This window comes from Aerosakkonema funiforme FACHB-1375 (genome assembly GCF_014696265.1).
In the GTDB taxonomy this organism is placed as follows: domain Bacteria; phylum Cyanobacteriota; class Cyanobacteriia; order Cyanobacteriales; family Aerosakkonemataceae; genus Aerosakkonema; species Aerosakkonema funiforme_A.
Genome location: NZ_JACJPW010000069.1, coordinates 18,086 through 44,808 on the forward strand (window position 1 = coordinate 18,086; position 26,723 = coordinate 44,808).

Annotated in this window: 21 protein-coding genes; 14 read left to right on the forward strand and 7 right to left on the reverse strand. The window is 45.5% G+C overall.

Going from position 1 to position 26,723, the window contains the following annotated elements; all coding sequences use genetic code 11:
• Positions 1–227 precede the first annotated feature (227 nt).
• Positions 228–944 (forward strand): M15 family metallopeptidase, encoded by a 717-nt coding sequence (locus tag H6G03_RS23555; protein WP_190469408.1) that lies wholly within the window; start codon positions 228–230, stop codon positions 942–944.
• A 149-nt stretch (positions 945–1,093) separates the two neighbouring features.
• On the opposite strand, the gene H6G03_RS23560 is transcribed toward H6G03_RS23555, so the two are convergent.
• The 3 genes from H6G03_RS23560 to H6G03_RS38950 form a co-directional block, all read right to left on the reverse strand.
• Positions 1,094–2,869 carry a glycosyltransferase family 39 protein gene (locus H6G03_RS23560; protein ID WP_190469412.1) on the reverse strand — a complete coding sequence of 592 codons (1,776 nt, stop codon included), beginning with the start codon at positions 2,867–2,869 and terminating at the stop codon, positions 1,094–1,096.
• Positions 2,870–3,062: 193 nt separating this feature from the next.
• Positions 3,063–4,301 carry an argininosuccinate synthase gene (gene argG / locus H6G03_RS23565; protein WP_190469414.1) on the reverse strand — a complete coding sequence of 413 codons (1,239 nt, stop codon included), beginning with the start codon at positions 4,299–4,301 and terminating at the stop codon, positions 3,063–3,065.
• Positions 4,298–4,423 carry a hypothetical protein gene (locus tag H6G03_RS38950; RefSeq protein ID WP_255512272.1) on the reverse strand — a complete coding sequence of 42 codons (126 nt, stop codon included), beginning with the start codon at positions 4,421–4,423 and terminating at the stop codon, positions 4,298–4,300. The genes argG and H6G03_RS38950 overlap by 4 nt, the downstream gene beginning before the upstream one ends.
• A gap of 259 nt (positions 4,424–4,682) precedes the next feature.
• Between H6G03_RS38950 and H6G03_RS23570 the strand changes: the two genes are divergently transcribed.
• The 6 genes from H6G03_RS23570 (at position 4,683) to recG (ending at position 12,209) form a co-directional block, all read left to right on the forward strand.
• Positions 4,683–5,615, forward strand: a complete 933-nt coding sequence (locus tag H6G03_RS23570) for a glycosyltransferase family 2 protein (RefSeq protein ID WP_190469417.1) — start codon at positions 4,683–4,685, stop codon at positions 5,613–5,615.
• Between the two features lie 187 nt (positions 5,616–5,802).
• A complete protein-coding gene (locus H6G03_RS23575) occupies positions 5,803–6,402 on the forward strand; it encodes a hypothetical protein (protein ID WP_190469419.1) in 600 nt (199 codons plus the stop codon).
• A gap of 158 nt (positions 6,403–6,560) precedes the next feature.
• On the forward strand, positions 6,561–7,358 hold the full coding sequence (gene rpsB, locus H6G03_RS23580; RefSeq protein ID WP_190469421.1) for a 30S ribosomal protein S2: 798 nt from the start codon (positions 6,561–6,563) through the stop codon (positions 7,356–7,358).
• Between the two features lie 41 nt (positions 7,359–7,399).
• Entirely contained in the window at positions 7,400–8,062 is a 663-nt protein-coding gene (tsf, locus tag H6G03_RS23585; RefSeq protein ID WP_190469424.1) for a translation elongation factor Ts, read from the forward strand.
• A 381-nt stretch (positions 8,063–8,443) separates the two neighbouring features.
• On the forward strand, positions 8,444–9,460 hold the full coding sequence (locus H6G03_RS23590) for a hypothetical protein (RefSeq protein ID WP_190469427.1): 1,017 nt from the start codon (positions 8,444–8,446) through the stop codon (positions 9,458–9,460).
• A 241-nt stretch (positions 9,461–9,701) separates the two neighbouring features.
• On the forward strand, positions 9,702–12,209 hold the full coding sequence (gene recG / locus H6G03_RS23600) for an ATP-dependent DNA helicase RecG (RefSeq protein WP_190469434.1): 2,508 nt from the start codon (positions 9,702–9,704) through the stop codon (positions 12,207–12,209).
• Between the two features lie 68 nt (positions 12,210–12,277).
• Here the strand turns inward: recG and H6G03_RS23605 are convergent, their stop codons facing one another.
• The gene (locus tag H6G03_RS23605; protein WP_190469438.1) at positions 12,278–13,969 is read right to left on the reverse strand and encodes a DUF262 domain-containing protein; all 1,692 of its coding nucleotides are present in this window, start codon (positions 13,967–13,969) and stop codon (positions 12,278–12,280) included.
• 340 nt (positions 13,970–14,309) lie between these two features.
• On the opposite strand from H6G03_RS23605, the gene H6G03_RS23610 reads away from it, so the two are divergent.
• Complete coding sequence (locus H6G03_RS23610) at positions 14,310–15,380, forward strand: DUF3474 domain-containing protein (protein WP_190469441.1); 1,071 nt, start codon at positions 14,310–14,312, stop codon at positions 15,378–15,380.
• A gap of 276 nt (positions 15,381–15,656) precedes the next feature.
• Here the strand turns inward: H6G03_RS23610 and H6G03_RS23615 are convergent, their stop codons facing one another.
• Positions 15,657–16,364 (reverse strand): tetratricopeptide repeat protein, encoded by a 708-nt coding sequence (locus H6G03_RS23615; RefSeq protein ID WP_190469444.1) that lies wholly within the window; start codon positions 16,362–16,364, stop codon positions 15,657–15,659.
• A gap of 167 nt (positions 16,365–16,531) precedes the next feature.
• On the opposite strand from H6G03_RS23615, the gene H6G03_RS23620 reads away from it, so the two are divergent.
• Entirely contained in the window at positions 16,532–18,172 is a 1,641-nt protein-coding gene (locus H6G03_RS23620) for an ArnT family glycosyltransferase (RefSeq protein ID WP_190469447.1), read from the forward strand.
• Positions 18,173–18,267: 95 nt separating this feature from the next.
• Here the strand turns inward: H6G03_RS23620 and H6G03_RS23625 are convergent, their stop codons facing one another.
• Positions 18,268–18,651 carry a hypothetical protein gene (locus tag H6G03_RS23625; protein WP_190469450.1) on the reverse strand — a complete coding sequence of 128 codons (384 nt, stop codon included), beginning with the start codon at positions 18,649–18,651 and terminating at the stop codon, positions 18,268–18,270.
• 750 nt (positions 18,652–19,401) lie between these two features.
• Here H6G03_RS23625 and H6G03_RS23630 point away from each other — a divergent pair.
• Positions 19,402–21,333 carry a chloride channel protein gene (locus tag H6G03_RS23630; protein WP_190469454.1) on the forward strand — a complete coding sequence of 644 codons (1,932 nt, stop codon included), beginning with the start codon at positions 19,402–19,404 and terminating at the stop codon, positions 21,331–21,333.
• 133 nt (positions 21,334–21,466) lie between these two features.
• Here the strand turns inward: H6G03_RS23630 and H6G03_RS23635 are convergent, their stop codons facing one another.
• Entirely contained in the window at positions 21,467–21,868 is a 402-nt protein-coding gene (locus H6G03_RS23635; protein ID WP_190469457.1) for an AbrB family transcriptional regulator, read from the reverse strand.
• A 541-nt stretch (positions 21,869–22,409) separates the two neighbouring features.
• Here H6G03_RS23635 and H6G03_RS23640 point away from each other — a divergent pair.
• The 4 genes from H6G03_RS23640 to H6G03_RS23655 all read left to right on the forward strand — a co-directional run bounded on the left by H6G03_RS23640 (position 22,410) and on the right by H6G03_RS23655 (position 26,709).
• Positions 22,410–22,853: an Rrf2 family transcriptional regulator gene (locus tag H6G03_RS23640; protein ID WP_190469460.1), complete on the forward strand. Its 444-nt coding sequence runs from the start codon at positions 22,410–22,412 to the stop codon at positions 22,851–22,853.
• 91 nt (positions 22,854–22,944) lie between these two features.
• Positions 22,945–23,991, forward strand: coding sequence for an adenosylcobinamide-phosphate synthase CbiB (gene cbiB, locus H6G03_RS23645; protein ID WP_190469463.1), 1,047 nt, complete (start codon positions 22,945–22,947; stop codon positions 23,989–23,991).
• Positions 23,992–24,204: 213 nt separating this feature from the next.
• Positions 24,205–24,471 (forward strand): hypothetical protein, encoded by a 267-nt coding sequence (locus H6G03_RS23650; protein WP_190469466.1) that lies wholly within the window; start codon positions 24,205–24,207, stop codon positions 24,469–24,471.
• Positions 24,472–24,594: 123 nt separating this feature from the next.
• A complete protein-coding gene (locus tag H6G03_RS23655; protein ID WP_190469470.1) occupies positions 24,595–26,709 on the forward strand; it encodes a thioredoxin domain-containing protein in 2,115 nt (704 codons plus the stop codon).
• The last annotated feature ends 14 nt before the right edge of the window (positions 26,710–26,723 follow it).

Below are 26,723 nucleotides of genomic sequence, written 5' to 3' on the forward strand. Positions count from 1 at the left end.
TTTTCAAGGTTCGTTTGCGACTACCGAAGATAAATGTACCATTTCCAGCTTCCACTTGTAAATACCCGTTGAAAAATTTTCTCTCAAACCCAGACGTAGTAAGGATTACAGCGTTTGCGACTACCCCTCGATCGCGTCGATCGCACTCAAACCAGTACCAGCAAAGCAATCCAGCCCCAAAAAATGCTCTACCCTAAAAAACACCTACCGATAGTCGCAAGCAACCCATGAAACCCTACCAACAGATTCCTATTGTAGAATGTGGCGAACCCCTCGTAGCCATTCCCCTAGAGCTATTCGCCGTCGAGTCTCCCCATCCCTACGAAAAACTCGGCGCACCTTACGGAGATCGATCGCCATATTACCTCCGTCAAAGCGTCCTCGCCAACCTCATCACCGCCCAAAACTACCTACAGCAACAGCATCCCAACTGGCGCATCCAAATATTTGATGCCTATCGACCGGTGGAAGTGCAACAATTTATGGTTGAGTACAGCTTCGCGCAAATAATTGCAACTCAGAAATTAAATTTATCTGAAATATCGGAAAGCGATCGACAACAAATCTGGCAACAAGTATATCAGTTTTGGGCACCACCAAGCCTCGACCCAGCCACACCGCCTCCACACAGCACAGGCGCTGCGATCGATCTTACCTTAGTTGACGAAGGTGGCAACACTATTAATATGGGTTCTGCCATTGACGAAATTTCACCCATCTCATATCCAGATTATTTCGCCAACAGCACCAATGCGATCGAACAACAATATCACGCTCACCGTCAACTATTATCGAATGTCATGCAAACATCTGGATTTCAGCGCCATCCTAACGAGTGGTGGCATTTTTCCTGCGGCGATCAAATGTGGGCTTGGTTGTCCAATCAAGCCAATCCCATCAATACAGTTATAGCGCGATATGGGAGAGAAGGGGCTAGGGGCTAGGGGCTAGGGGTTAGGGAAAAGGGAAAAGGGAAAAGGGAAAAGGGGAGAGAGAAGAGGGAAAAGGGAGAGGGGAGAGAGAAGAGGATAAATATTACTCCCTTATTTCCCCTAGCCCCTAGCCCCGACGCCCTAGCCCCTAACCCCTATCATTACCTACATTGATATCGCCTAAACCGATATCCTTCCACCTTACGCCAACGAGCATCAGCGCTAGTACAATTTTGGTTTTCGATTAGTATTGGTGCGTGGAAATTCACCACCCAAACATCCAGAGGTCGAGGCAATTTAGCGACTGTTTCCGATAGGGTAATCCCCGGATCGTTATTGGGGTCGTTACACAAAGCTTCTTTACACAAACCTTGATATTTGTGAGCGAGTAAAAACAAAGGGCTGCTATGATAACTTCCCTGATTTAAGCGATTTAACTCCCACGCTATCCCCATGATTCTACCAGTATTGCCGTGATGTTTGTGAGTAGATGCAATCAAAACTGGCATTGGCGATTCATGCTGGATTGATTTGGCAACAATATCGCAACGTTCGTGTTGCAGATAGCCAAAATTCCCAACGATAGTTATCCCCCCCAGTAATGCCATTAACAAAATTATCATTACAGGCGAAACAGGCTGGGATAATTGAATTTTATCTTCAAATTCCCCTTGACCCATTCCCCTCATCCAATATGCAGAAATGCTATAAATAAATAATGCGATCGCAACTGGAAAATAAATATATTGAAATCTGGGCGCTAACGTCAAATCCGTTCCCAAACCATAACCCAAAACCAAAATTAACCCCAGCATACTTACAACATATCCACCCAAAGCCTTAGCTGTAAAACTGCTATTGGAATGTTTGATTTGCCATCTCCAACCGCGCCACAAAAGCCGCCCAACCCAGATTAAATAAATTACCATTATGCTGCCAAATCCAATTACCGCCCACAAAGGCAGGCTGAATATGTCAACTGGTAACATGGACAGCATAGAAGTTATCCACAAGCACAATCTTACCACAGGTAACAAAAAATTTCTCAGCGGATCTTGATAAACCCATCTAGTCAATTCGCTACCGTGAATATTTCGCCAAACAGGTAGCCAAACCAATCCTCCCGCCAGCGTTCCTACCGCCACAGCCACAATCCGCCACCAATAAATGATTCGTGCGTTTTCAGAACGAGGATTTAGGCGATTTTTTATCCAAATTGCCGATAATACTAAACCTTGAATAACCAAACTAAGTGTGAAAAAATAATGTGTAGCGATACCCAAACTATTAACTGCTACCCAGCTAAATCCTACCCAAGCTGGTAAAGACGATCGCTTTTCTATATAATGAATAGTAACAACAAAACAACTCAAAGAAGCGACGATCAACAAAGTTGCTAAAGTGTAGTGTCGCGCTTCTTGAGCTAAAAATATACTGTAGGGCGATATTGCCATCATCGCCGCCGCTAATTGCGCCACCAAACGCGATCGAAAAGCCAACCAAGCGAAACCGTACATCGCCGGAACAGTCGCCACGCCAAACAAAACGGAAAGCGTCCTCGACGACCAAAGCAAAACATTCGTGTCTTGTATAGGAAACAGTTTCAACCACAAATGTGCAACAACAAAATATAAAGGTGGGTGCGTACTTTCGTTAAATAAACGCTCGATAACATCGCCAATATCTTTAAGTTGCGGTTGCAGCTGTTGAAAGAGAATATCTGGTGCGATCGCTCTATCCAAAGGTACACTATGAAAAGTATTGCCCAAGCTAAAAACCATTGTTGCAAATTCATCCGTCCAAATCGGCTTTGCCTCCAGACGACTGAAGCGCAATGCAATTCCTACTGCTATCGACGCTAACAGTAACAGCGGATGAAAATAGCGGCTTTGGGAGAAAGTTTTTAACCTGGGCAAATTCATAAAGCGATTAGTCATCGGTCAGTTGTTCTTAGTTTTTGATTTATCTAAAAATGGCTATAAAACCTCCCATTTTAATGCAAATAATCAAAAATTTTCCGAATATGGTAGAGACGTTTCATGAAACGTCTCTACCATGTTCAAAGCGCCGCCAATCCAAAATCCAAAATCCAAAATCCAAAATTAGATGACCATTGACCAATTACGACTCTCAACCTTTAATTTGACCGCTGGTAGCCAAAACACGCGCACTCACACCAAAAACGCGCAACAATCCCTCAGAATCGGCGTGATTGTAACTGCCAATACCTTCCATAGACGCATTTTCTTCTGAGTATAGGGAATGCGGCGTATTGCTAGCGGAAACAAAAGAAATATTTCCTTTGTAAACAGAAACCGTAATAGTTCCCGTCGCCAGTTCTGCGGTTCTCCCAATCGCTAAAAGTGCCATTTGAGTTGCCAAGTCAAACCAGTAACCCTGATAAATTTGCTTAGCTATTAATAAAGATAGCTGGTCGTAGAATTCGCGGGCGCGACGATCTAAAATCAGTTGCAGTAAAAAAGCATAACAGGTTCCCAACAATTCTACACCTGGGCTTTCATAAACTCCCCGCGATTTAATTCCCACAAAGCGATTTTCGACTAAGTGAGTACCGATACCAATACCATACCGTCCGCCGATCGCATTTGCTTCTACAATTGCCTCTACCAGATTGACAGATTTGCCATTTACTGATATTGGGCGACCCTTTTCAAACACCACAGTGAACTCGCCTGTTTCGTCTGGCGCATCGGCGGGGTAGCAACCCATGATCGGTTTAACAAAATGTGCCGGTGTAGTCAGCGCTTCCAGATGTCCCGACTCGTGGGTTAAACCCAGCATATTCGCATCAGTAGAGTAAGGTTTATCCTTCGTCGCCGTCACGGGAAGTCCCTTTGCTTGACAAAAGTCAATCATTTCGCTGCGACCCGGAAAACGAGCCAGAAACTCTTCATCCCGCCAAGGCGCGTACACCTCAAACTCCGGTGCGAGCATATTGGTGATCAGTTGAAAGCGCACTTGATCGTTTCCGCGTCCCGTTGCGCCGTGACTGAAGATAGTCAGTCCCCTTTTTTGCATTTCTTCGATCATCGCTTTCGCCAACACACAGCGAGCGATACCGGTCGTATTCCAGTAGCGTCCCTCGTAGCAAGCTTGAGATTGAATCACGCTCAAACCCGCTTCTGCTATCGGTTCTCGTGCGGGTAACAACACAAAATCAACTGCTCCAGCCAAGAGCATCCGCTTGCGGACGACATCCAAATCTTCTTCGTCGGGTTGACCCAGGTCGGCTGTAAAACAAATCACCTGTACACCCATATCTGTGAGCCAACGGGTGATGGTGCAGCTATCCAAACCCCCGGAGCCAGCAAATGCGATCGTTTTTCCGACTAAATCTTGAGCTTTCATGCCAAATTTTCCTTTCCCGCAGCATCGCGTGCTAAATATGTTCCCGCCGGAGCGCTTTTTTTAATCGATACGCCAACAGCAGCACAACTTTGTTGGCGCGACCCATTATTTCCATCCAGCAAAACAACGAGTTTTTATTATCCCCCACTCGTACACCCATTCTTGTCGGACAAAGCACAATTTTAGTTAGGGGTTAGGGGTTAGGGGTTAGGGGCTAGGGGAAGAGAGGGGGAGCGGGGGAACAGAAGAATTAATATTTTCCTTTTTCCCTCTTCCCTCTTCCCTCTCCCTCTTCCCTTTTCCCTAACCCCTAACCCCTAACCCCGACGCCCTTTCTTTGCGATACAATGAGCGGGCGAATAGCAATGAGTAACTTTACCGGTGTTTTTCAGCGTCGTCATCCCAACTTACAATCGCAAACCCATTTTGGAAAAGTGCCTTCGCGCCTTGGAACATCAGCGTTTGGGTGCTGGTAGCTGCATAACCGGTTACGAAGTTGTGCTGGTGGACGATGGCTCGACCGACGGTACTTTGGAATGGCTGTCAGCGCATTCGGCTGAGTTTCCTCATGTGCGATCGTTCCAGCAAGACCACCAAGGGCCAGCCGCTGCCCGCAATCTCGGTGTAGAAAAAGCTACAGGCGATACGATCGTTTTTATCGATAGCGATTTGGTAGTGACGGAAAATTTCCTGCAAGCGCACGCAGATACGTTGATGCAGGGATATCGATCGCTCATGAGCGATCGTCTGTTCACCTACGGGCGCGTCATCAACACTTGTAACTTCGATAACCCGACTTCCGAACCGTACAAACTCACCGACTTCTCGGCGGCTTACTTTGCGACGGGGAATGTGGCGATCGCCCGCCACTGGTTATTATCCGCCGGACTGTTCGACACCCGCTTTCAACTCTATGGCTGGGAAGACCTAGAACTCGGCGTCCGACTCAAAAAACTCGGTCTCAAACTGATCCAATGTCCCGCTGCGATCGGCTACCACTGGCATCCACCTTTTCGCTTAGACCAGCTACCGCAACTGATCGAAAAAGAAATTCAGCGGGGACGCATGGGCGTTCTGTTCTACCAAAAACACCCCACCTGGGAAGTTCGCATGGCGATCCAAATGACTTGGCTGCACCGACTGCTTTGGGGACTCCTCTCCCTTGGCGGTCTCCTCAACGAACGTACAATGGCGGGGTTTTTGCAAGCCCTCATAGACAGGGGGAAACCGCAATTAGCGCTGGAAATAGCGCGAATCTTTTTGAATTGGTACAACGTCAAAGCTGTTTACGCTGCTTATGCTCAAATGCGGTAAAAAAAAGTTGGCTTGCCTGAAATATTTTGCCAACTACTGTAAAATACTCTACCTGCTTTGCACCAGAAGTTAGCGAAGTTATGATATCTTAATAAAGTTATTTAGCGGGCACTACCCTTTTGTTGGGTGTTTGGTGGAAGTTGAAGCTTCCAAGGTACAGCAACTTACTTTAATCTCAGACATACATATGCTTGAACGGGCAAAAATTTTTGGTTTAATTTCAGTACTAGCTGTTTCGTTAGCTGCTTGCTCTGGCAACTCCGAGAGCGCAACCAATACAACTTCACCAGATAATTCGTCTTCCGCATCTGCTCCAACAGCAGCATCTCCAGCTGTTGACAAAACATCCTCGACAGTCAGCGTATCTACCACTCAAATAAAAAATGTCAGCGAAGTAAAATTTAAAGCACCAACACCAGGTAGCCTGTATGGTGTTTTAGATGTCATTAATGACTCTAGTGCCCCAACTCATAAGATTTCAAAATCAACTCCCATCAAGGTAAGCGGTTGGGCTGTTCTAGCTAACAAGAACAAACTAGCTGACAGCGTAATTATTACGCAAGCAGACAATAAAAAAGTGCTGGCAGTAGCTCCCGTAAATATAGCAAGACCGGATGTTGCCAAAGCTTTGAACAATCCTGCTTATAAAAACTCAGGTTGGACTGCCACAATCAATCCTGCCACTTTGCCAACAGGTAAGGTGGTTATTCAAGCTTGGTCTTACGATTCGGCAACAAAAGAAGCTACCCAGCTAAGTCGTAACCACGAAGTAGATCTTACTCAATAATTTGATGACAACTTTCCTGGTAGCGCCCAAACTGTGCTAGGTTAAAGGATGTTGTCTAAATCGCACATCCGAGATTTCGGGTGTTTCTTGCACAAGAGTACGCCTCGCAAGAAATCCGCTCGGATGGAGGATTAACCCGAAAGGAGTTCAAAAAAAATATGCCAGTTGTCTCATTGGCTCAAATGATGGAAGCGGGAGTCCATTTTGGGCACCAAACTCGCCGTTGGAATCCCAAAATGTCTCCCTACATTTATACATCCCGCAATGGAGTCCACATCATCGACTTGGTACAAACTGCCCAGTTGATGGAAGATGCTTACAGCTATATGCGGACTGCTGCCGAACAGGGCAAAAAGTTTTTGTTCATCGGAACCAAGCGTCAGGCAGCTGGAATTGTGGCACAAGAAGCGAGTCGCTGTGGAGCTTACTACATCAACCAACGCTGGTTGGGTGGAATGCTCACCAACTGGGCTACGATCAAAACGCGGGTGGAACGCCTGAAAGATTTGGAACGCCGCGAGGAAAATGGCGCACTGGCGCTGTTACCTAAAAAAGAAGCAGCAGTTTTGCGGCGCGAAATGGAAAAGCTGCAAAAATATTTGGGTGGCATCAAGACGATGCGGAAACTTCCCGATGTAGTGGTGATTGTGGATCAGCGGCGGGAATACAACGCAGTGCAAGAATGTCAGAAATTAAATATTCCGATCGTGTCGCTGCTGGACACAAACTGCGATCCGGATCTAGTCGATATTCCCATTCCGGCAAACGATGACGCCATTCGATCGATTAAGCTAATAGTTGGCAAATTAGCGGATGCCATCTACGAAGGTCGTCACGGTCAGCTGGAAGCAGCGGAAGATGAAGACTACGAAGATTACGAAGGCGCTGAAGAGGATATCGACTACGATGAGAGCGATTTCCCCGATGAAGATGAAGATGAAGACAGCGATCAATAATCAGCGTTAACAAGGAAAATAGATTAGGGACGATCGGCAAAATGGCGGAAATATCTGCAAAACTTGTCCAAGAACTGCGTCAAAAAACCGGCGCAGGCATGATGGATTGTAAAAAAGCGCTCTCGGAAACCGGCGCTGACATGACCAAAGCTATGGAATGGCTGCGGCAAAAAGGACTCGCCCGTGCCGGCAAAATCGAAACGAAAGCAGCTACAGACGGGCTGGTAGGCAGCTACATCCACACAGGCGGCAGAGTAGGCGTACTGGTGGAAGTGAACTGCCAAACCGATTTCGTGGCCCGCAATGAAGAGTTCAAAGCCCTAGTGCAGAACATTGCTATGCAAATAGCGGCTTGTCCGAACGTGGAGTACGTCAAGGTCGGCGACATCCCATCGGAAGTAGTGGAAAGGGAAAAAGCGATCGAAATGGGGCGAGATGACTTGGGCAACAAACCCGCCAACATCAAAGAAAAGATTGTTGAGGGTAGAATTGAAAAACGCCTCAAAGAAATGACTTTGCTCGATCAACCCTACATCCGCGACCAAAATATCACAGTGGAAGAGTTGGTCAAGCAGCAAGTCGCCAAATTGGGTGAAAACATCCAAGTGCGTCGCTTTGTCAGATTTGTACTCGGTGAAGGATTGGAAAAACAAGAATCCAACTTTGCCGAAGAAGTCGCCGCTCAAATGGGTAGCAATTCGTAGCCTCACAACAACTAAGTAACAAAAAAGACAGGCCATCCATTGAGGTTGGCCTGTGTTTATTGGGTCGAGATCCCCGACTTCTTCAAGAAGTCGGGGATCTGTATACCTTTCATCTGCGGTAAAAAATAAATTATCAGACATCTCCAAAAAAAATTTCGGCAGGCAGGATACCTACCCCACAAGAATTTTTGGGACTCGACGAAAAACTGGAAAAACAAGAATCCAACTTTGCTGAAGAAGTTGTCGCTCAAATGGGTGACACTGAGTTTGAAACTCATTGAGTAGCAAAAAAGACAAGTAAACCCACGTAGATGCCCTGTTTTTGATTTGTGGCTTATCCTAAAAACAGGACTTATGGAAACTTTGCATCTGTAAAAGTAGATGGCGAGAGCAATTGAGAAAATAGAGCAGGATATAGCGGCGCTGGAAGAAGCAACTTCTGCGATCGCACAAGACTTCTACAACACTTACGAACGTTATCTCAAAGGCTTGGGGCAGGCAATGCGACAGCAGCTGATCCTCGCAACTTATCACCTCTGCACCCAAGCATATCCCCAAGCATTCCTCAGTTTATCTTTCAGTCAGCGGCAGCAATTGCAGAAAGCAATCCGAAAGCTGGCCGAAAATGCCAAACAACAATTGCTGGAAGTATTACATCCACCGAAATCCGGCTTATTGCCCGATCTTCCCACTCATAACACCAACTTTGACGAGTTGGTAAGCCGATTGTTTGGCAACCGAGCAGAAAGGGCCCCAAGTCCTGAAGCAGAAGAAAAAACAGCCCCAGGCGAGAGCGAAGAGAGAGAAGAAAAAGACACTTCCCCCTCCCTGTCCCTCCTCCCTCTAAATTCGGGCGACAATCTTTCATTTGTTTCTGAGAATCTGGTAGCGAATGCTTTGTCCGTAGCCAATAGCCAGTCCCCCATCACCAAGCCAGACGAATTAGCCTTCTGGCAGGAGAAATTAGAGGGAGCGATCGCTAAAATTATCCAAAAAGTCTCTCGCGACACCAATCGCCTTTTACAGCAGTCTGGAATATTACCCAAAAAATTGCCCGAACCAGTGTTAGAAGCAGCTGCCAAAGTAGAAGCATCAGGTGAAAGCGTACCAGGGCCGCCCAACCTATTAAACTTGGTAATAGAAACCGAAGACGATTCTGCTTCGGACAAACCAGACGAACAGGAGTCAGAAAGTTCCACCCTGATTCAATTAACTGCTATTCATCTGCGCTTATCGGAAATTGAGTTTACCGATCCCAAAGTAGCCACTGTGAGACACCAAATTCGCAGCCTCTCAGCAAAACTGAACAACCTGGGGCGAGATTATCACAAAAAGCAACGCGAAAAGTCAGTCGCTGAAGCCGAAGCCGCTTGGCGTGTCAGTTGGTTCGATGAATAACGCTCATCCGTCATCAGTCATTTGTCAATATTTTGTTCATATTTCTTAATTGCCCGCAAAAAAGTGGAGACTTTTCATGAAACGTCTCTACAATATTCAAGGCCCAGCCAATCCAAAATCCAAAATCCAAAATCCAAAATCCAAAATCCAAAATCCAAAATCCAAAATCCAAAATCCAAAATCCAAAATCCAAAATCCAAAATCCAAAATCCAAAATTGGGTGACCAATCACCGATGAGCAATGACCAATGACAGAACAGACTGGGTGCGTTTGCACAAAGCCCTCGAAGTAGAAGAAAAAAACGGCTTCACAGACTTGATGGGGAAGCAATATCGCTTCAGCGAGTTTCTCTGCTTGGAATTCGGTAAAATTCCCAGCAATCTGGCCACCGAATGGCGACGCCAGTGGCTAGAGAAAGCGGCTCAATTTGCCCGTTATGCGAACCTCATACTGGAAGAGCGACAAAACCTCATTGCCCAAACTCGTCAGTTTCTTCAGCAGATAGAGCCCGGTACGGAATCCCAAGGGCAGAGGGAGAATCCCACCCCCAATCCCGACCCATCTACGGAGAGGGGAGCAAGAGCAAAGGAGAATTTATCAGCACCTGCTAAGAATGGCAAATCAAAAAACTTATCGTTCTCAGCTATTTCACTTGAGCAACCTCTCAGCAGTTTGGCAGAAGTAGGGCCGAGAAAATCACAATATTTAGCAAGGTTGGGATTGCTGACGGTACGCGACCTGCTATTTTACTATCCCCGCGACTACATCGACTATTCGCGCCAAGTGAGCATTTGCGATTTAATCGCCGGGGAAACAGTGACAATTGTAGGCAAAATCAAGCGCTGTAATTGTTTTACCAGCCAAAAAAATAAGAAATTAACGATATTAGAAATTTTGCTGACAGACGGCCCGGATAAGATCAAGGTCAGCCGATTTTTTGCGGGGACTCGCTACACGAATCGCGGTTGGCAAGAGTCGATCAAAAATCGCTATCCAGTCGGTGCAGTCGTTGCGGCTTCTGGTTTGGTGAAAGAAAGTAAATACGGCTTGACTTTGGACGACCCGCAAATAGAAGTTTTAGCCAATCCGGAAGATTCGATCGAATCGATTAATATCGGTCGAGTAGTACCGATTTATCCTCTGACGGAAGGAGTGCCGGCTGACTTGGTGCGACAAGCGGTAATGGCAGCACTACCAGCAGTAGAGCAGTTGCAAGACCCGCTACCAGCAGTATTGCGGAATCAGTATGGATTGATTGGGTTACAAAATGCGATCGCCAACATCCATTTTCCCGCCGACAGCGCCGCCAAAGATGCCGCCCGTCGCCGATTGGTTTTTGATGAATTCTTCTATCTCCAACTCGGATTTCTCAAACGCCGTCAAAACCTCCGCCGCACGCAAGCTAGCGCCATCCTCGCTCCCACAGGTCAACTGATCGAAGAATTCCACAAAGTACTGCCCTTTAAACTAACCAACGCCCAACAACGAGTCATTAACGACATCCTCAACGACCTGCAAAAACCGGAACCGATGAATCGATTGATACAAGGTGATGTCGGTTCCGGTAAAACTGTAGTCGGTGTAATTGCCATCCTCGCCGCCATTCAATCCGGCTATCAAGCAGCTCTCATGGCTCCCACGGAAGTACTCGCAGAACAGCACTACCGCAAACTGGTCAGTTGGTTTAATTTGCTACATCTACCTGTAGAACTGCTCACCGGTTCCACCAAAACAGCAAAACGCCGCGAAATACACGCCCAGCTGCAAACAGGGGAATTGCCGCTTTTGGTGGGGACGCACGCTTTAATTCAGGATACCGTGAATTTCGATCGACTCGGTTTGGTCGTAATTGACGAACAGCATCGATTTGGTGTCCATCAGCGGGCAAAGTTACAGCAAAAAGGCGAACAACCTCATGTTTTAACAATGACTGCAACGCCAATTCCTCGGACATTGGCACTCACTTTACACGGCGATTTAGATGTCAGTCAAATCGATGAATTGCCACCCGGACGAGAAGCGATTAATACAGTAGCTTTAGCCGCGAAAGAACGCACTCAAGCTTACGATTTGATTCGTCGCGAAATCGCACAAGGGCGTCAAGTATATATTGTACTGCCGCTAGTAGAAGAATCGGAAAAATTAGATGTGCGATCGGCTGTTGAAGAACATCAACGCCTCTCCGAAAGTATTTTTCCAGAATTTCAAGTCGGCTTGCTTCACGGTCGCATGAATTCAGCAGAAAAAGATGAAGCAATTAATTTATTTCGCGATAATCAAACCCAAATACTTGTTGCCACTACTGTAATCGAAGTCGGCGTAGATGTACCCAATGCCACGGTAATGATGATCGAAAATGCCGAGCGTTTTGGTTTATCTCAGTTGCATCAATTGCGCGGTAGAGTCGGTCGCGGTGCAGCCAAATCTTATTGTTTGCTCATGAGCAGTTCTACAACTGCTGATGCGCGTCAGCGACTGAATGTTTTAGAACAATCCCAGGATGGATTTTTCATATCAGAAATGGATATGCGTTTTCGCGGCCCAGGCGAAGTTTTAGGTACTCGTCAATCAGGATTGCCCGATTTTGCCTTAGCCAGTTTGGTAGAAGATCAAGAAGTTTTGGAAATAGCGCGAAATGCAGCCGAAAAAATTATTTTGAGAGACGAAGATTTGCAGCGATGGCCGTTGTTAGAAGCTGAATTGGAGTATCGCTATCAAAAATTGATGAGCGGCACAATTTTAACATAATTGATTGGATACAAAGAAAGCGAGTTTATTGAATAAACTCGCTTTCTGAGAATTTTAAGACCTCTACTCTAATAATCTAGACGCCAGATTTGACAAGCTGCCTTAGCCATTTTATTTTGTCTTTCTTCAATTTGTTTTGGCCCCCAAACTGGATAATCTAAAATCTCTTGCGTAATCTTCAACTTTGAGCTTTGATAAGCTTTAGCACACTTATCCTGAAACGAATTATTTCCTAATTTGCGATTAACTGATGAATCCAGCAGAGTCATGTTACCCAGTCTGTAAATATAGAGATTTGGATCTGCTTTCGAGAACTCTCCTAGCCAGAGATCTTTAAGACTTTGGGGTAAAATATGCTCTAGGTTTAACTCTGTTCCATTTGGATTCGCAACTAATTCTTTGTTTCCTGTATAATAACTGTTGATTTCGCTCAGGATGTAGCGTGCTAGCCTAGAACTGTTTGCTAAGCTCTTTTGAGCAAAGGAATTAGCAAATTCTGTATCTTTGGGATAAATTTCCTTGAGTTGCTCAAAGATAGCTTTAGCCGTTTTGGGTTTTTCCTCTCGAATATATTTGACAATCTTACCGTAAGCAGATTCGAGTTTGTTAGGATTAGAGGCAGAAATGACGCTGTAGCGAAAAGAAAGAATAACTATCATTCTGAGAACTTTCGGGAATAGTTCCGCTGGCAAGTTATCTTTCGCGGCCAACAACACAGAATAACATTGGTTTACTTTGAAAATATTTAATCTTTCTAGGTCATATTTAACATTCACATCATAAGAATCCCAAACAAAACTTTGAGAATTTTCCAGTGCGCCATAAACTTGAGCGGCTTCGCTCAATCCATTGAGAAAATTCAAAACATCTGATGAAGTTTTTAACTTACTGGCCATTTTGCGATATAAATCTTTCTCCGTCACGCTTTCATAGCGTGATAACCAGTAATGGCGGATAAATTTTGTCAATTCAAAATTTTCGGCTAGCCTATTAATTGTTGCCCATTTAATCTGGACTTCTTTAATGTGTTTTCCCGCCCTTGAAAAAAGATAGTTTTTCAGTAAATCGGCAACAGACAAATCCAAACCTCTATCATTCAAAGTCTCGAAAATAAGGTAGGAGTTGGCTTCATCAGCAACAGCAATTACAATCGCAATCAATTTATCTCTCACGCATTCTTCCAGTTGAATTAAAACCTCTCCAACATCAATAGATTTTTTCATACGTTCTTGAATAAACTTGTATAAACATAAATAAGAATCAATTATTAGTTTACTAGATTTTTCTAACTGCTTATCTTTGGCAATTTGACGTAAGGATTCAATTCCTTTTGATTCTACGATATTCTTTTGATAGAATTGATTGTTGTTCTCGTTGAGGACTAGCTTTGGCTCTGTCTTGCGCGTTCGCAAATTCAAGGAACCCAAATACTTTTCTGAAATTGCTTGAGCTAATTGGTTATCCCCTTGTTCTTTGGCTATATCTCTAAGTACGCACATCAATATTGAAATCGTTGATAGGCGCTGTTGTCCGTCTATTAACTGGAGTTCTGGCTTTCTAGAGTTATTAACAACAATCGAGCCTATAAAATGTTCGGTGCGTCCTTCATCAATAGTTTCAGTGATGTCTTGCCAAAGCTGCTCGACTTCTGTTTCTGTCCAAGAGTAATCTCTTTGGAAACTGGGTACACAGTAGGAGTAGTTACCAGCGAGCAATTTTCCAACACTCATCAATTGACTGTCAATACTGGTGGTAGACATGGGAATATTCCTGCAACTTTATGAAGCACACATTGCACTTTAATACTTCACAAACTTGCCTTTATCCGGATGATTTTAGTAAGTTCTCTATGCCGATTAACACAATTTAACTTTTCGACAGCAGCATTCTGGTGGCCCAGGAGCGATCGCAATTGCTATTCTCATTGGCAAGAAAGCATATTACCCGCTACCAGTTCAACCGTATTTACATTGTTGTATAAAATTACCACTTCCTAGCAACCATACTGTTGACTAATCTCATCTTTTACGTTTTATTGCAGTATTTACCCAGATGTATAATAATTCCCTTTGTTTACAGTCAGGTAAAATATAAAACTCAGTGCCCTCTCACCTAGTTAACTTAAACGCCTCTCCAAAAGCGGAATCTTCTGATGTCAGTTCAGAACTCCCATTTACCCTTCAAGAATTAAAATCTGCCATTCCGGCTGAATGTTTTCAGCCATCCACCTGGAAATCCCTTTCCTACTTTTTTCTGGATGTATCCGTAATTACAGTTTTTTATGCAATAGCCCACTTTCTGGACTCCTGGTGGTTTTGGCCAGTATTCTGGGTGATACAGGGAACCATGTTTTGGGCCTTGTTTGTAGTAGGTCACGATTGCGGTCACGGTTCCTTTTCCAAACATAAATGGCTGAATAATGCGATCGGGCATCTAGCTCATACTCCCATACTTGTTCCCTTTCACGGCTGGCGCATCAGCCACAGAACTCACCATCAAAACACTGGCAATATCGATACCGATGAAAGTTGGTATCCCGTTACTGAAAGTAAGTATCGCCAGATGGATTGGTCTGAAAAACTCATCCGCTTCCAGGTGTTGCTGATTGCTTATCCTCTCTATCTGTTTAAACGTTCTCCTGGCAAGAAAGGCTCTCATTTTCTGCCCAGCAGCCCTCTTTTTAAACCTGCTGAAAAATGGGATGTAATTACCAGCACTGTATGCTTGACATTGATGGTAGGCTTATTAAGCTGGCTCACCTATGAATATGGCTGGCTATTTCTGCTGAAATACTATTTCGGCCCCTATGTAGTGTTTGTCATTTGGCTAGATTTAGTAACTTTTCTGCACCACACAGAAGCTGATATTCCCTGGTATCGCGGTAAAGATTGGTATTTTCTCAAAGGTGCCCTTTCTACAATTGACCGAGATTATGGGTTTATCAATAACATTCATCATAATATTGGTACCCATGTAGCTCATCACCTGTTTCTCAACATTCCTCATTACCATCTGAAAACTGCTACTGAAGCGCTCAAACCAATACTGGGCGATTACTATCGAGAAAGCCGCGAGTCTATCTGGAAATCTTTCTTACGCTCCTACAAAACTTGCCATTTCGTGTCAGATACGGGAGCGGTTGTTTACTACCGTTCTAAACAAGAACTGTAAAAACGTGAAGCATCGATCGCCAAGCCTTTTTCTCTGGATTGGTTCGCGATCGGTCTGAAATACCGATCTTTATGCGATCGTTACCCAATCTTCGGTTAGCGATCGCATTTTTTCATACTTTACCGCTTCTTATAGTGTAATTTTGGCAAAATTAGCTTGAGAATTTTATCCTATACCAAATATAGTCGCAATTTCTTCAGCCTCAATCATTTATTTAAATGCCACTCATGCAGAGAGAATGACCTCAAACATACACTTTCCCATCTGCACCTATCATCAACAACCACCAGGACAGGGATTAACACAAGCAATATTTGCCGTAGGAATCGCGTCAATTTTTTCAGTGCTAAAATTTACTCTCCACGCTTGCCTCACCTTCGTATACAAATCCGCATCTTCAAACCCCTGAATTTGAACAATAGCAACAATTCGATCGTCCGCTTTCCCTCCGATCTGACAGTTAACTTGTTGTAACCATTCCTCCGGACGAATTTTTGGTACTACCCGAACATCTAAAACTGCCTCAACAGGTTCGCCAGAACCATCAGGTCTTTGTTGCATACGCAGTTTTTTTTCTAAGATTAATATACCGCCAAAAGGAGTTTTTTCTGCTTCTGGATCTATCGAAGTAATGCCGTATTGGCAAATATCTCCACCGATACAACTCCCTGATTTGTACCAACTTGGCAGCGGCTCAGAACTTGCAGGAGACTGAAGTCTTTTTTGTCCCCATTCCAAATAGATGGCAAGCGCTTTACTTTTGTAAGCATTTGCGGGATTTCTTTGTTGGGTAAATAAAGTAGCAGCTCTTTGTAAATCTGCGATCGCCCCTCGATAATCTTCTCTATGAGTCTTGCTTACACCTCGGTTATAAAAGTCTTCTGCCCTAGTTTGAACTATTTCTTCCGCTGATGGCGCTATAGGAATTTCCCACAGTAATATAGCAATTCCTAAAACTGAGTTTGCTTTTTGTAAATAGTTCATAATTTTCGTTCTTTCCTAGTTGCATAATAACAAAAGCCCAGCACAGCAAGGTTTTGCATAAATTTTACGCTAAATTACCAGATAAAGTACGGAAGACCCAGTTTTATTGCAAACTATTGATCGATCCTGTATAAGTCCGATCTGTTTGTCGTGCGATCTAGATTGCTATGTACCGAAAATTGTTTACGTCAGGTGAGTTGGGAAACCGTTTGGGTCGCCAGGGAATCTGGTTTGACCGCTTGTGGGTATTAGGATTGCTAATAGCAGCAATTACAATTTATGCTATTAATCTGGGCAACCTACCCTTGCGAGATTGGGATGAGGGAATTGTAGCTCAAGTGGCCCGCGACATTTGGCGGGCACCAAGCGGCTCTTTGCGCTGGCTTTACCCAACGCTGGCCGATACACCATATATCAACAAACCCCCACTCGTACATATCCTCATTGCTTGGGCGTATTCGGTTGGAGGCGTTAACGAATGGACGACCCGCTTTCCGGGAGCAATTTTAACAGCTCTCTCCGTTCCTCTGCTCTACGGTATCGGGCGAGAAATTTTTCCCCAACGCCTACCCGCCATTTTTTCGGCTTTGATTTACCTAACCTTATTGCCGATTTTACGTCATGGGCGATTGGCCATGCTGGATGGGACAGTACTGTGCTTTTTTCTATTTATGGTGTGGTGTTTATTACGCAGTCGCCGTAACTTACGCTACTGTCTCGGCATTGGTATTGGCTTCGGATTGATTTGTCTGACTAAAGGTATTTTGGGTTTATTATTAGGTGCGATCGCCCTCCTATTTCTGGCCTGGGATACACCTCGACTCTTAACATCTTTTTATTTCTGGATTGGTATCCTAATTGGCAGTTTTCCAGTCGCTTTATGGTACATAGCTCAGATTCTGCACTACCGTCAGACATTCATCAGTGAAGGTATTGTCGGCCAATCCTTACAGCGTATTTGGGCACCGATAGAAAATCATGCAGGGCCACCTTGGTATTATCTTCTGGAAATCTTGAAATACAACTGGCCTTGGCTGCTTTTTTTGCCCCAAAGTTTGCGCTTAGCTTGGGAAAATCGCAATCTCGGTTGGGCAAAGTTAGTCCTGATTTGGAGTGGCGTTTACTTATTGGTAATCTCGGTAATGAGTACAAAACTGCCTTGGTACGTATTGCCGATTTATCCAGCTTTAGCATTAGCACTGGGAGCCTATTTGGCAGAAGTTTGGTATTGGCCCACGACAAAATCCTATCCCCGCGCTTGGAGCCTTAGTTTAGCGCTGCTAGCTTTGATAGGTTGGGGTGGAAGTATTTACTTTGGTGGATTCTCTCCAAAACCAGAACAAGATATACAGGTGATATTGACTTCAGTTGCGCTAACCATGACCCTAGCAGCTGTCTTGGTTGCGCGTCGCGACCTTCAATTTATCCCCATTTTGTTTTGGGGTACTTATGTTTCCTTAGTGCTGCTAATGACTTCGGAACATTGGGTTTGGGAATTAGCCGAATATTATCCAGTTAAGCCAGTTGCCGAGATCATCCTCAAAAGCGATATCCCAATAGGAGAAAAGATATATACATCCCACCCCAACTTTCGTCCTTCGTTGAATTTTTATAGCGATCGCCAAGTGATCCCCGCTTCTGCTATAAACTTAGACCTGAAGAAATATTGGCAGTCACAACCTGCCCCCTACTTATTGCTCGATCCATCCTCTCTAAAAAATTTAAGTTTACAACCGATGCGATCGCTAGGCGCAGCCGCAGGTTGGACTCTAATTACGAGAGAAGTCGATGCCAAGAGAGTACCGTAGGTGAGTGGGGTAGTGGGCCAAAAGATCGAAAACTCTTTTTCACCAAGAATCTCTTATGGCAACGCCCCATGCCCATTTCGCCATCACCAATTTGGTCACTCCACCAATTTTGTCACCCAATCCATAAATCCCTGCAAAGGATTTTGTTGAGTGGGCTTTTCATCCAGGGTTGCCAAACTGTAACCCAGGAAAATAGCGCTACCGACGATCGCAATCAGGGAAATAGGTTTGACAATGCGAAAATCCCGACGCATACGAGCCAAAGGGCGACTTTGACGACGTAACATCTGCCCATCAGTCCGCAGTTTTTTACTCGGTTGGGGGTCGCGGACATAATGACCGCTTTCACTAACTACAAAGCGTTCCTGGCAATACGGACACATATATAGTCCACTGCCCGTGTTACCCAGCCTCATTCCCTTAGAACGATGGCAAATCGGGCAAGAAACAGAATGACCATCAAATGTGTGAGCATTCATCAGAATTTCCTAGTTTTCCACGGGATGTATATATTTTTCAGTGCTGATTAAGGTAACACTGCCTTGACGCGGCTGCGCCAAGATTAGAGGTTTTACTTGTGATGAGCTGACGCCATAGCGTGACTGTTAGCGACTCCCATCTGCCTGGGTACTTCTCGTTTATTTGAAGTGACGACAGGACGTTAGCCACAGATTTACATATTCGCCGATTTCATAGGACTACTAAACGATGACATTTTCCACACCCGTTGCTTTCCTGGCTTTACCCCTGACACTCAGAGGCAACTTTTCAGACTAGCCAACATGGATTGGATTATTTTGGCATCATCCTTAGTCTACCCTTGTTGACTGCCAAAACTGCACACCTGTAGTCTTCCTTATCGATACAATCTAAATGAGGAGCCAGTCACAAAATTTAACCAAACCGCCGATAATTGGCACTCACAAAACAGCAGTGCGATATCCTGTGCAAACAGATTACTCGCTCTTACCACAGCCACAAAACGCTATAACCAAGCGTCAAAGAAACGTTTTCTACCTGCCAAAGGGGCTTTGCTGCCGGGGTTCGACTTAGCGTCGATCGAGGTCGAAACGACCGGAGAGGGAAAGTAAGACCATCACCGAGTTCCATCTCGGACACCGCAACTGGTGTACCTAACATGGCATCTACCTGTAAGACACTAAGTCCGAACTTCAAACGTATCGTCAAATGAGAGTACTTCTCTGTTTCTCTATATAGTCAACTTTATAATGACCGCCATCCCTCCTACTGCTGTGCGTCTGAACGAACAGCCATTGCTTAATACAGGACAATCTTGTCTTACTTCTAACCAATCATCCCGTCTAACTCGCCTTTTTAACCGTCTCCAGCCATCCCCAGAAACTGTCGTACTGATTCTGGCAGTGCTGATTGGTAGCGGTACAGGTATGGGTGTAGTGACGTTTCACTATTTGATCGAACTGATCCATACCCTGATGCTACAGGACTTGATGGGAAAGATATCGGCTTGGGGTGCGTGGACTCTCGCCTGCGTTCCCACTATCGGTGGCTTGCTCGTTGGCTTAATGCGCTGGCGCTGGCAAGACTTAGGCCCAAGCATTTCTACCTTAATTGCGACTACCCAAGAATCTCGCCACGCCGTCGCCAGACAGCTCAGACCGGTGACGAAGATGGTAGCAGCTTCGATTTCGTTAGGATCGGGTGCTTCTCTGGGACCGGAGGGGCCGAGCGTAGAAATTGGCGCAAATTTTGGGATGCTGCTCGGCCAAGTGCTACAAGTTTCTCAAGAACGGCATCGTTTACTCTTGGGGGCTGGAGCTGCCGCCGGCTTGGCAGCCGGGTTTAATGCCCCCATCGCCGGAGTGTTCTTTGCCCTAGAGGTAGTGCTGGGAACTACTTTTGCTACCTCAGCAGTTAGCGTCGTACTGCTAGCAGCTGTTGTATCCGCTTTAATCGCTCAGATTGGATTAGGGGCTCAACCTGCTTTTAGCTTGCCTGTTTACGAAGTTCGCAGCCCCCTGGAATTACCCCTATACATGGGATTGGGTTTATTGGCAAGTCTGGTATCAATAACTTACACCCAAGCAATTCAGCTAGCTCAGCGCTGCTTTCGCGGACAAGTACCTTTTTTTAGCTGGTTGGGTCGAATTCCTAGATTTATTCATCCCATACTAGGCGGTCTCTGCGTAGGTTTGGTAGCTTTGCAGTTACCTCAAATTCTGGGCATCGGCTACGAAACTGTTGAGGCTATGCTCCAAGATGTGGAGTTTTCGCTACAACTGCTGTTACTGTTACTGGTCGTCAAGCTATTGATGACGGCGGTAAGTTTGGGTAGCGGATTGGTGGGCGGCATTTTTGCCCCAGCGATGTTTTTGGGTGCGTCTTCGGGAGCAGCTTACGGAAAAATTCTGGCAGCTTTGCTACCGGGAATGAGCGCCAATATCGCCGCACCACCGGCTTATGCAATGGTTGGAATGGCTGCGGTTTTGGCTGGAAGCGTGCGAGCTCCGCTGACATCTATTCTTTTGTTATTCGAGCTGACACGGGATTACCGTATTGTCTTACCTTTGATGGCAGCAGTGGGTCTTAGCGTTTGGTTGGTGGAAAGACTTAAGCCAACTGCCACTCAGGGTTTGAACCTGCAACAAATGGGCTTGAATGTAGAGAAAGACCAGTATCTGGAAATTTTGAAGCAAATGCCTGTGAAGGCAGCTATGCAAATACCACGCTTGATGCTATTGGGTTCCTGCGGTGTCCTAGAAGCTGGCCTTGCTCTTACTGATGAGAGGTGCCATACGGCTTTGGTTGTTGATGCAAACGAGCAACTGATTGGCCTTGTTACTCTTAAGGATATCAATCGGGCGATCGCACGATCGCAAGCAGATCCTCTTGCTTGCAATTTAGCCACTCAGACCCTGGAATCTATCTGCACCAAAGAAATCCTCTACGCATACACTTCTGAGTCTGTTGCTGAGGCTTTAGACCGCATGGCAGCTCGTGGTTTGCATCAGCTACCTGTAGTTGAGCGAGACAATCCCCAGCGAGTTTTAGGCTTACTAGAACGGGAGGGGATTAACTTAGCTTGTGATGTAGCAGTTACAGGTCAGGCACTCACTCGCTACCTATCAACGTCATCTAAAACGGATGAGTTGCCTCTAAACAAACTCAAGCAACCTGCTTGAAAACTTCAAGTAGCTTTGCGGGAATTTATCTTTGCTTGACAGCAGAAAGAAAGCATTCCCCTAGCTTCGCCTGACCGTGCGCGGCGATCGGTCGGCGTATGCAACTAAGCAGCTTTCCGCTTGGTATTAAAGCTCAGGATTCTTCGTCCTCTGGAATTTCATCTGCATTTAGTTGACGCAGCCGAATATGCTTGCGTCCCAGAGAAATTTCAAACTCATCTCCTGGCTGTAGTCCCATCTGTTTGGTGTAAGCTGAGCCAATCAGTAAGTTACCGTTAGATTGCACACTAATCCGATAGCTAGCACTACGTCCGCCGCGTCCGTTGCCACCTTGTTTGCTGTCTAACTGAATGCCCTCGGCATCAATGAGAGCGTTCAAGAACTTCATCATATTGACGCGCTCTACACCGTTTTTTGTGACGGTGTAGTAGCCGCACTCTTTGGCCTTTTCTTCTTTGCTCAGATTTTCCAGCTCTTTGACTCTTCTGAGGAGAGCTTCCCCAGTTAGGGTTTCGATCTTTTTGGTTTTACTCATTAACTTGACCCGAAAATTAATCCTTCAAGTATTTTATAGTATCTTACTTTAGGTAAACTTTGCTATGCTTATGAAGCTTTAACTTTGTATCAGCTCGCAAAATTATGTTACAACACCCTCACTCAACTTGTTATCTTGCATTGTTCGGCAGTTGTAGGGGCGTTTATCAACAAGAAGCTTCTTCACCCATCACTTGCCTCAACGGTCAGCAGTAGTGGCAATAATTGTTCTATTTGCTTTGATGCCCCCATACCTTTATCGGCGGCATTTAAACCGTTATAAGCGACAACCTACCTTAACCAACTGACAGACTCCCTCTCTTAAGAGTAGGCGCGTCGTTATCCGATATGTTAGTGGGCCACTGTAGATAGGATCTTTATTCTCGATCGATCGACTGCTACGAATGCTGCTATAGAACAAAACTTACTGCATAGTACGCGCCTTTACGATTTAATAGCCACATCTAGCTTCTGGCAGTTGCTTCCAGATGGAAATTAAAAGACTCTATAAATAGATATGTGCCGTATGAGTTGTCAAGAGGATGAAACTAACCACTCGCGGACATTACAGTGTTAAGGCACTGCTAGATTTGAGTTTACAGCCAGGATACGGTCCCACTTCTGTGAGAGCGATATCCCGCCGTCAAGATATCCCAGCTCCATACTTAGAAAAACTGCTTATAGAGATGCGTCGTGCTGGTTTAGTCGAATCACTTCGCGGTGCCCAAGGTGGTTACAAATTGGCACGCCAACCCGCACAAATTTCTCTTGGACAGATTTTAGAAGCAGTTGGCGAAACTATTGAACCGCTCCCTCATCGCGCCCCCGATGCAAAGCTTGCTGAGGACTGGGTGACTTTTACCGTTTGGCGACAGTTGCACCAAAAGCTCAAAGAAGCTCTCTATAGTATTTCCTTGGAAGACCTTTATTTCGATGCCCGCAGCTGGCAAGCATCCTTGGGGGAAGAAACGAGTTTTGTTGTTTAATAGTCAGCAATTAGTGGAAGAATGAAGGATGAACGCAGAAGGATCGAAGTCTACTGACAGATGAGGGCTGAAAACGAACATTTGAGAAGGTATGCAGTTTGATTTTTGGCAACTGGAGCCGGCGCTCGTCTTGGTATTAGCAGCCTGGTTAGATTACCTGATTGGCGATCCTTGGGGTTGGCCTCATCCCGTGCAGCTGATGGGTTGGGTAATCGATCGCTTATTTAAATATCTAATAGAAATTTTAAACAACCCTATTACCCTACGCTGCATTCATTTTACAAAAAATATCGCTAATTTGCCGATAGATACCATAGCACCCCGATGTGCTGGCATAGTACTGGGAATCATCTTGGTAATGGGTAGCGCGTTATTGGGTTGGTTAATCGTTCAAGCTGCCAAGTGGCTGCATCCTTTATTGGGCATTGCTGTTACCACGGTTATCCTAGCCAGCTGTTTTGCAGGCAAGAGTTTGAGAGATGCTGCTGAAAAAGTTTTGCAACCCTTAACATCTGGAGATTTAACTGGAGCCCGTTCTAGTTTGAGCCAATATGTAGGTAGGGATACTGATAAGCTAGCAGAGCCAGAAATCCTGCGATCGGTTTTGGAAACGGTGACAGAAAATGCCACAGATGGGATAATGGCTCCATTATTTTATGCCATACTCGGTGCATTTTTGCCGATCGTAGGTAGCGTACCCTTAGCGCTTGCCTATAAAGCGGCAAGTACTCTCGATTCAACCATCGGCTATCGAGAAGCACCTTATACATATATAGGATGGTTTAGCGCCAAACAGGAAGATGTTCTTACCTGGCTTCCTTGCAGATTTTTGGTAATTACCTTGGCAGTTATATCCGGTAGACCCAGGTATGTTTGGCAAATGTGTCTTCGAGATGCGCCATCAGACCCCAGTCCTAATTCCGGTTGGAGTGAGTGTGTTTACGCTGCCATCCTGGGTGTGCAAGTAGGAGGTACAAATTGGTATCGCGGCGTTGCCAAACACAAACCCCTATTGGGAGATCCAATTAACCCTATTACTCCCGATCGAATCAGACAAGCAATGCAGCTGACACGCTGTTGCTTTCTGATTTGGTTGTGTATCGCATTAGCTGCCTTAAGCTTAAGAACTATTCATTGAATTGTTTTTTTGTCAAGCCAAACGAAATCGAAATCAAGCAAAGAATATGGGTTTCTAAGACAAATCCTCGCTTTGGAGCTAGAAATCTACGTAAAAACCCGGTTTATGGAATCATCGTGCCTAAGTAAGTCTTGGGAAAAAGAAATTCGTCAAGAGCGATAAGATAAGATTTTTGAAACCACCCAGTTGGGTGACTTGGTGGAACGAAGTGGGATGACAGCAGTCAAACTTTATTTAGGATTTACGCGAGGAAGAGGAGTGTGTCATGCCCAAAAGACTTTTGCAAGCAGCCATCATCACATTCTTGCTCCAGCTACTGGCGTTAGTCAGCTCACCAACCGATCGGCAAGCAAGCACAGCATATCGCTGGCGATCGAATCAAACCCCTATCGCCGTTCTCGTCCATCGCCTGTTTCAATCACAGAAAACGTTGTTCAGGTGAGAAATGATTTGATGCGATCGATGTCTCCGGCACGCTAGACTGCTATAGAAGGTAATCGATATGAGAGCTTTAATAACTTATTTGGCACTCTTGCATATTTATTGTTAAAGCCCCGCTTATCGTGCGAAACGATACCGAGTTATAGCAGCTAGTCGGTAGCCATGACGAATCGCCTTGCTCAATCCCCAAGTTTGTACCTGCGTAAACACGCCGAAAACCCCCTCGACTGGTGGCCTTGGTGTGACGAAGCTATAGAAGTTGCCCGCCGCGAAAACAAGCCGATTTTCCTTTCGATCGGTTATTCGAGCTGTCATTGGTGTACGGTCATGGAAGGCGAGGCATTTTCCGATCCGGACATTGCCGAATATATGAATGCCAATTTTATCCCGATTAAGGTCGATCGGGAAGAGCGGCCAGACCTGGACAGTATCTATATGCAAGGATTGCAGATGATGGTCGGGCAAGGCGGGTGGCCCCTCAATGTCTTCCTAGATCCCAAAGACTTAGTGCCTTTTTACGGCGGTACATACTTTCCCGTACAACCTCGCTACGGACGCCCCGGATTTCTACAAGTACTCCAAGCCATACGCCGCTACTACGATACGGAAAAAGCGAAGGTAGAATCGGTCACGGCTGAGATTCGCGGTTATCTCCAGCAAGCAGCAGCCTTGCAACCCGACGGTAGCGAAAAATTAGATTCATCTTTATTGCAACAAGGTTTAAATACTAACGCCAGCGTACTGAAGGGAGTAGGTTATGGCCCTAGTTTCCCGATGATGCCTTACGCCCAACTGGTATTGCGCGGGGTACGATTTGGTTCTCAGCTGGCAGTGGCAAATCAGGAATCCGAAAATGATTTTAGGCAAGTTTGTACCAAGCGCGGCTTAGATCTGGCGTTGGGAGGCATTTACGACCACGTAGCCGGAGGTTTTCATCGCTATACCGTCGATCCATCTTGGACAGTGCCTCACTTTGAAAAAATGCTCTACGATAACGGTCAGATTGTGGAATATCTGGCTTGTTTGTGGAGTAGCGGAGTAAGGGAACCGGCATTTGAGAGCGCGATCGCCGGTACGGTAGAGTGGTTGCAGCGGGAAATGACTGCTCCTGAAGGTTACTTTTACGCTGCACAGGATGCCGATAGTTTCCCCGATCGCACTGCTAAAGAGCCAGAGGAAGGAAACTTTTACGTCTGGAATTATAGCGAACTGCAACAGCTGCTCACTTCTGAAGAGTTAGCTGAGATGGAAGAGCAGTTTACAGTTACTGCTGAGGGCAATTTTGAAGGCAACAATGTTTTGCAACGCCGTCATCCGGGTAAGCTGAGCGACACAATCGAAACGGCGTTAGCCAAACTGTTTCAAATGCGTTATGGCGCAACGCCTGAAACTATGGAAACTTTCCCGCCCGCTATTAACAATCAGGAAGCTAAGAGCGGTAATTGGGATGGTAGGATTCCGCCGGTTACCGATCCAAAAATGATTGTGGCTTGGAATAGTCTGATGATTTCAGGGCTGGCACGAGCTTATGTTGTATTCGGTCAGATAGAATATTTTTTGCTTGCGGTTCGATGCGCCAATTTTATTTTGGATAGCCAGTGGGTGCAGGAACGCTTTCATCGTCTCAATTATGACGGAAAGCCGGCAGTTCTGGCTCAGTCTGAAGATTACGCTCTTTTTATCAAAGCGCTCCTCGATTTGCAGCAAGCAACCCTCAGAATTGAAGATAGCGAAGAAACTTCCGGTTACGAATTACCAAAAGCGAATTTTTGGCTCGAAAAAGCAGTTAAGGTGCAGGAAGAGTTCGATGAATTTCTGTGGAGTCTGGAATTAGGCGGTTATTATAACACAGCCAGGGATGCTAGCGGCGATCTGGTGGTGCGGGAGCGCAACTATAACGATAATGCTACTCCTTCTGCAAATGGGATTGCGATCGCTAACTTAGTGCAGCTCGCCTTGCTGACTGAAGATCTGCAATATCTCGATCGTGCCGAGCAAGCTTTACAAGCTTTTTGCAGTGTAATGAACCAACCCCAAGCCTGCCCCAGTCTATTTACTGCTTTAGACTGGTATCTTAACCACACTCTGATTCGTACTAACAGCGAGCATCTCCAATCTCTAATTGCTGAGTATGTGCCTACAGCTGTTTATGCGCTTGCGGATAATCTCCCAGATGGAAGTGTAGGCCAAGTTTGCCCAGGACTCAGCTGCTCGCAACCTGCCCACAGTCGCGAGCAATTGTGGGAACAAGTTCGGAAATTAGGGGCTAGGGGCTAGGGGCTAGGGGCTAG

Excerpts from the sequence above, each read along its gene's own strand:
- H6G03_RS23555 (WP_190469408.1), top strand. The coding sequence starts at position 228 with ATGAAACCCTACCAACAGATTCCTATTGTAGAATGTGGCGAACCCCTC.
- H6G03_RS23560 (WP_190469412.1), bottom strand. The coding sequence starts at position 2,869 with ATGACTAATCGCTTTATGAATTTGCCCAGGTTAAAAACTTTCTCCCAA.
- argG (WP_190469414.1), bottom strand. The coding sequence starts at position 4,301 with ATGAAAGCTCAAGATTTAGTCGGAAAAACGATCGCATTTGCTGGCTCC.
- H6G03_RS23575 (WP_190469419.1), top strand. The coding sequence starts at position 5,803 with ATGCTTGAACGGGCAAAAATTTTTGGTTTAATTTCAGTACTAGCTGTT.
- rpsB (WP_190469421.1), top strand. The coding sequence starts at position 6,561 with ATGCCAGTTGTCTCATTGGCTCAAATGATGGAAGCGGGAGTCCATTTT.
- tsf (WP_190469424.1), top strand. The coding sequence starts at position 7,400 with ATGGCGGAAATATCTGCAAAACTTGTCCAAGAACTGCGTCAAAAAACC.
- H6G03_RS23590 (WP_190469427.1), top strand. The coding sequence starts at position 8,444 with ATGGCGAGAGCAATTGAGAAAATAGAGCAGGATATAGCGGCGCTGGAA.
- recG (WP_190469434.1), top strand. The coding sequence starts at position 9,702 with ATGACCAATGACAGAACAGACTGGGTGCGTTTGCACAAAGCCCTCGAA.
- H6G03_RS23605 (WP_190469438.1), bottom strand. The coding sequence starts at position 13,969 with ATGTCTACCACCAGTATTGACAGTCAATTGATGAGTGTTGGAAAATTG.
- H6G03_RS23615 (WP_190469444.1), bottom strand. The coding sequence starts at position 16,364 with ATGAACTATTTACAAAAAGCAAACTCAGTTTTAGGAATTGCTATATTA.
- H6G03_RS23620 (WP_190469447.1), top strand. The coding sequence starts at position 16,532 with ATGTACCGAAAATTGTTTACGTCAGGTGAGTTGGGAAACCGTTTGGGT.
- H6G03_RS23625 (WP_190469450.1), bottom strand. The coding sequence starts at position 18,651 with ATGAATGCTCACACATTTGATGGTCATTCTGTTTCTTGCCCGATTTGC.
- H6G03_RS23630 (WP_190469454.1), top strand. The coding sequence starts at position 19,402 with ATGACCGCCATCCCTCCTACTGCTGTGCGTCTGAACGAACAGCCATTG.
- H6G03_RS23635 (WP_190469457.1), bottom strand. The coding sequence starts at position 21,868 with ATGAGTAAAACCAAAAAGATCGAAACCCTAACTGGGGAAGCTCTCCTC.
- H6G03_RS23640 (WP_190469460.1), top strand. The coding sequence starts at position 22,410 with ATGAAACTAACCACTCGCGGACATTACAGTGTTAAGGCACTGCTAGAT.
- cbiB (WP_190469463.1), top strand. The coding sequence starts at position 22,945 with ATGCAGTTTGATTTTTGGCAACTGGAGCCGGCGCTCGTCTTGGTATTA.
- H6G03_RS23650 (WP_190469466.1), top strand. The coding sequence starts at position 24,205 with ATGACAGCAGTCAAACTTTATTTAGGATTTACGCGAGGAAGAGGAGTG.
- H6G03_RS23655 (WP_190469470.1), top strand. The coding sequence starts at position 24,595 with ATGACGAATCGCCTTGCTCAATCCCCAAGTTTGTACCTGCGTAAACAC.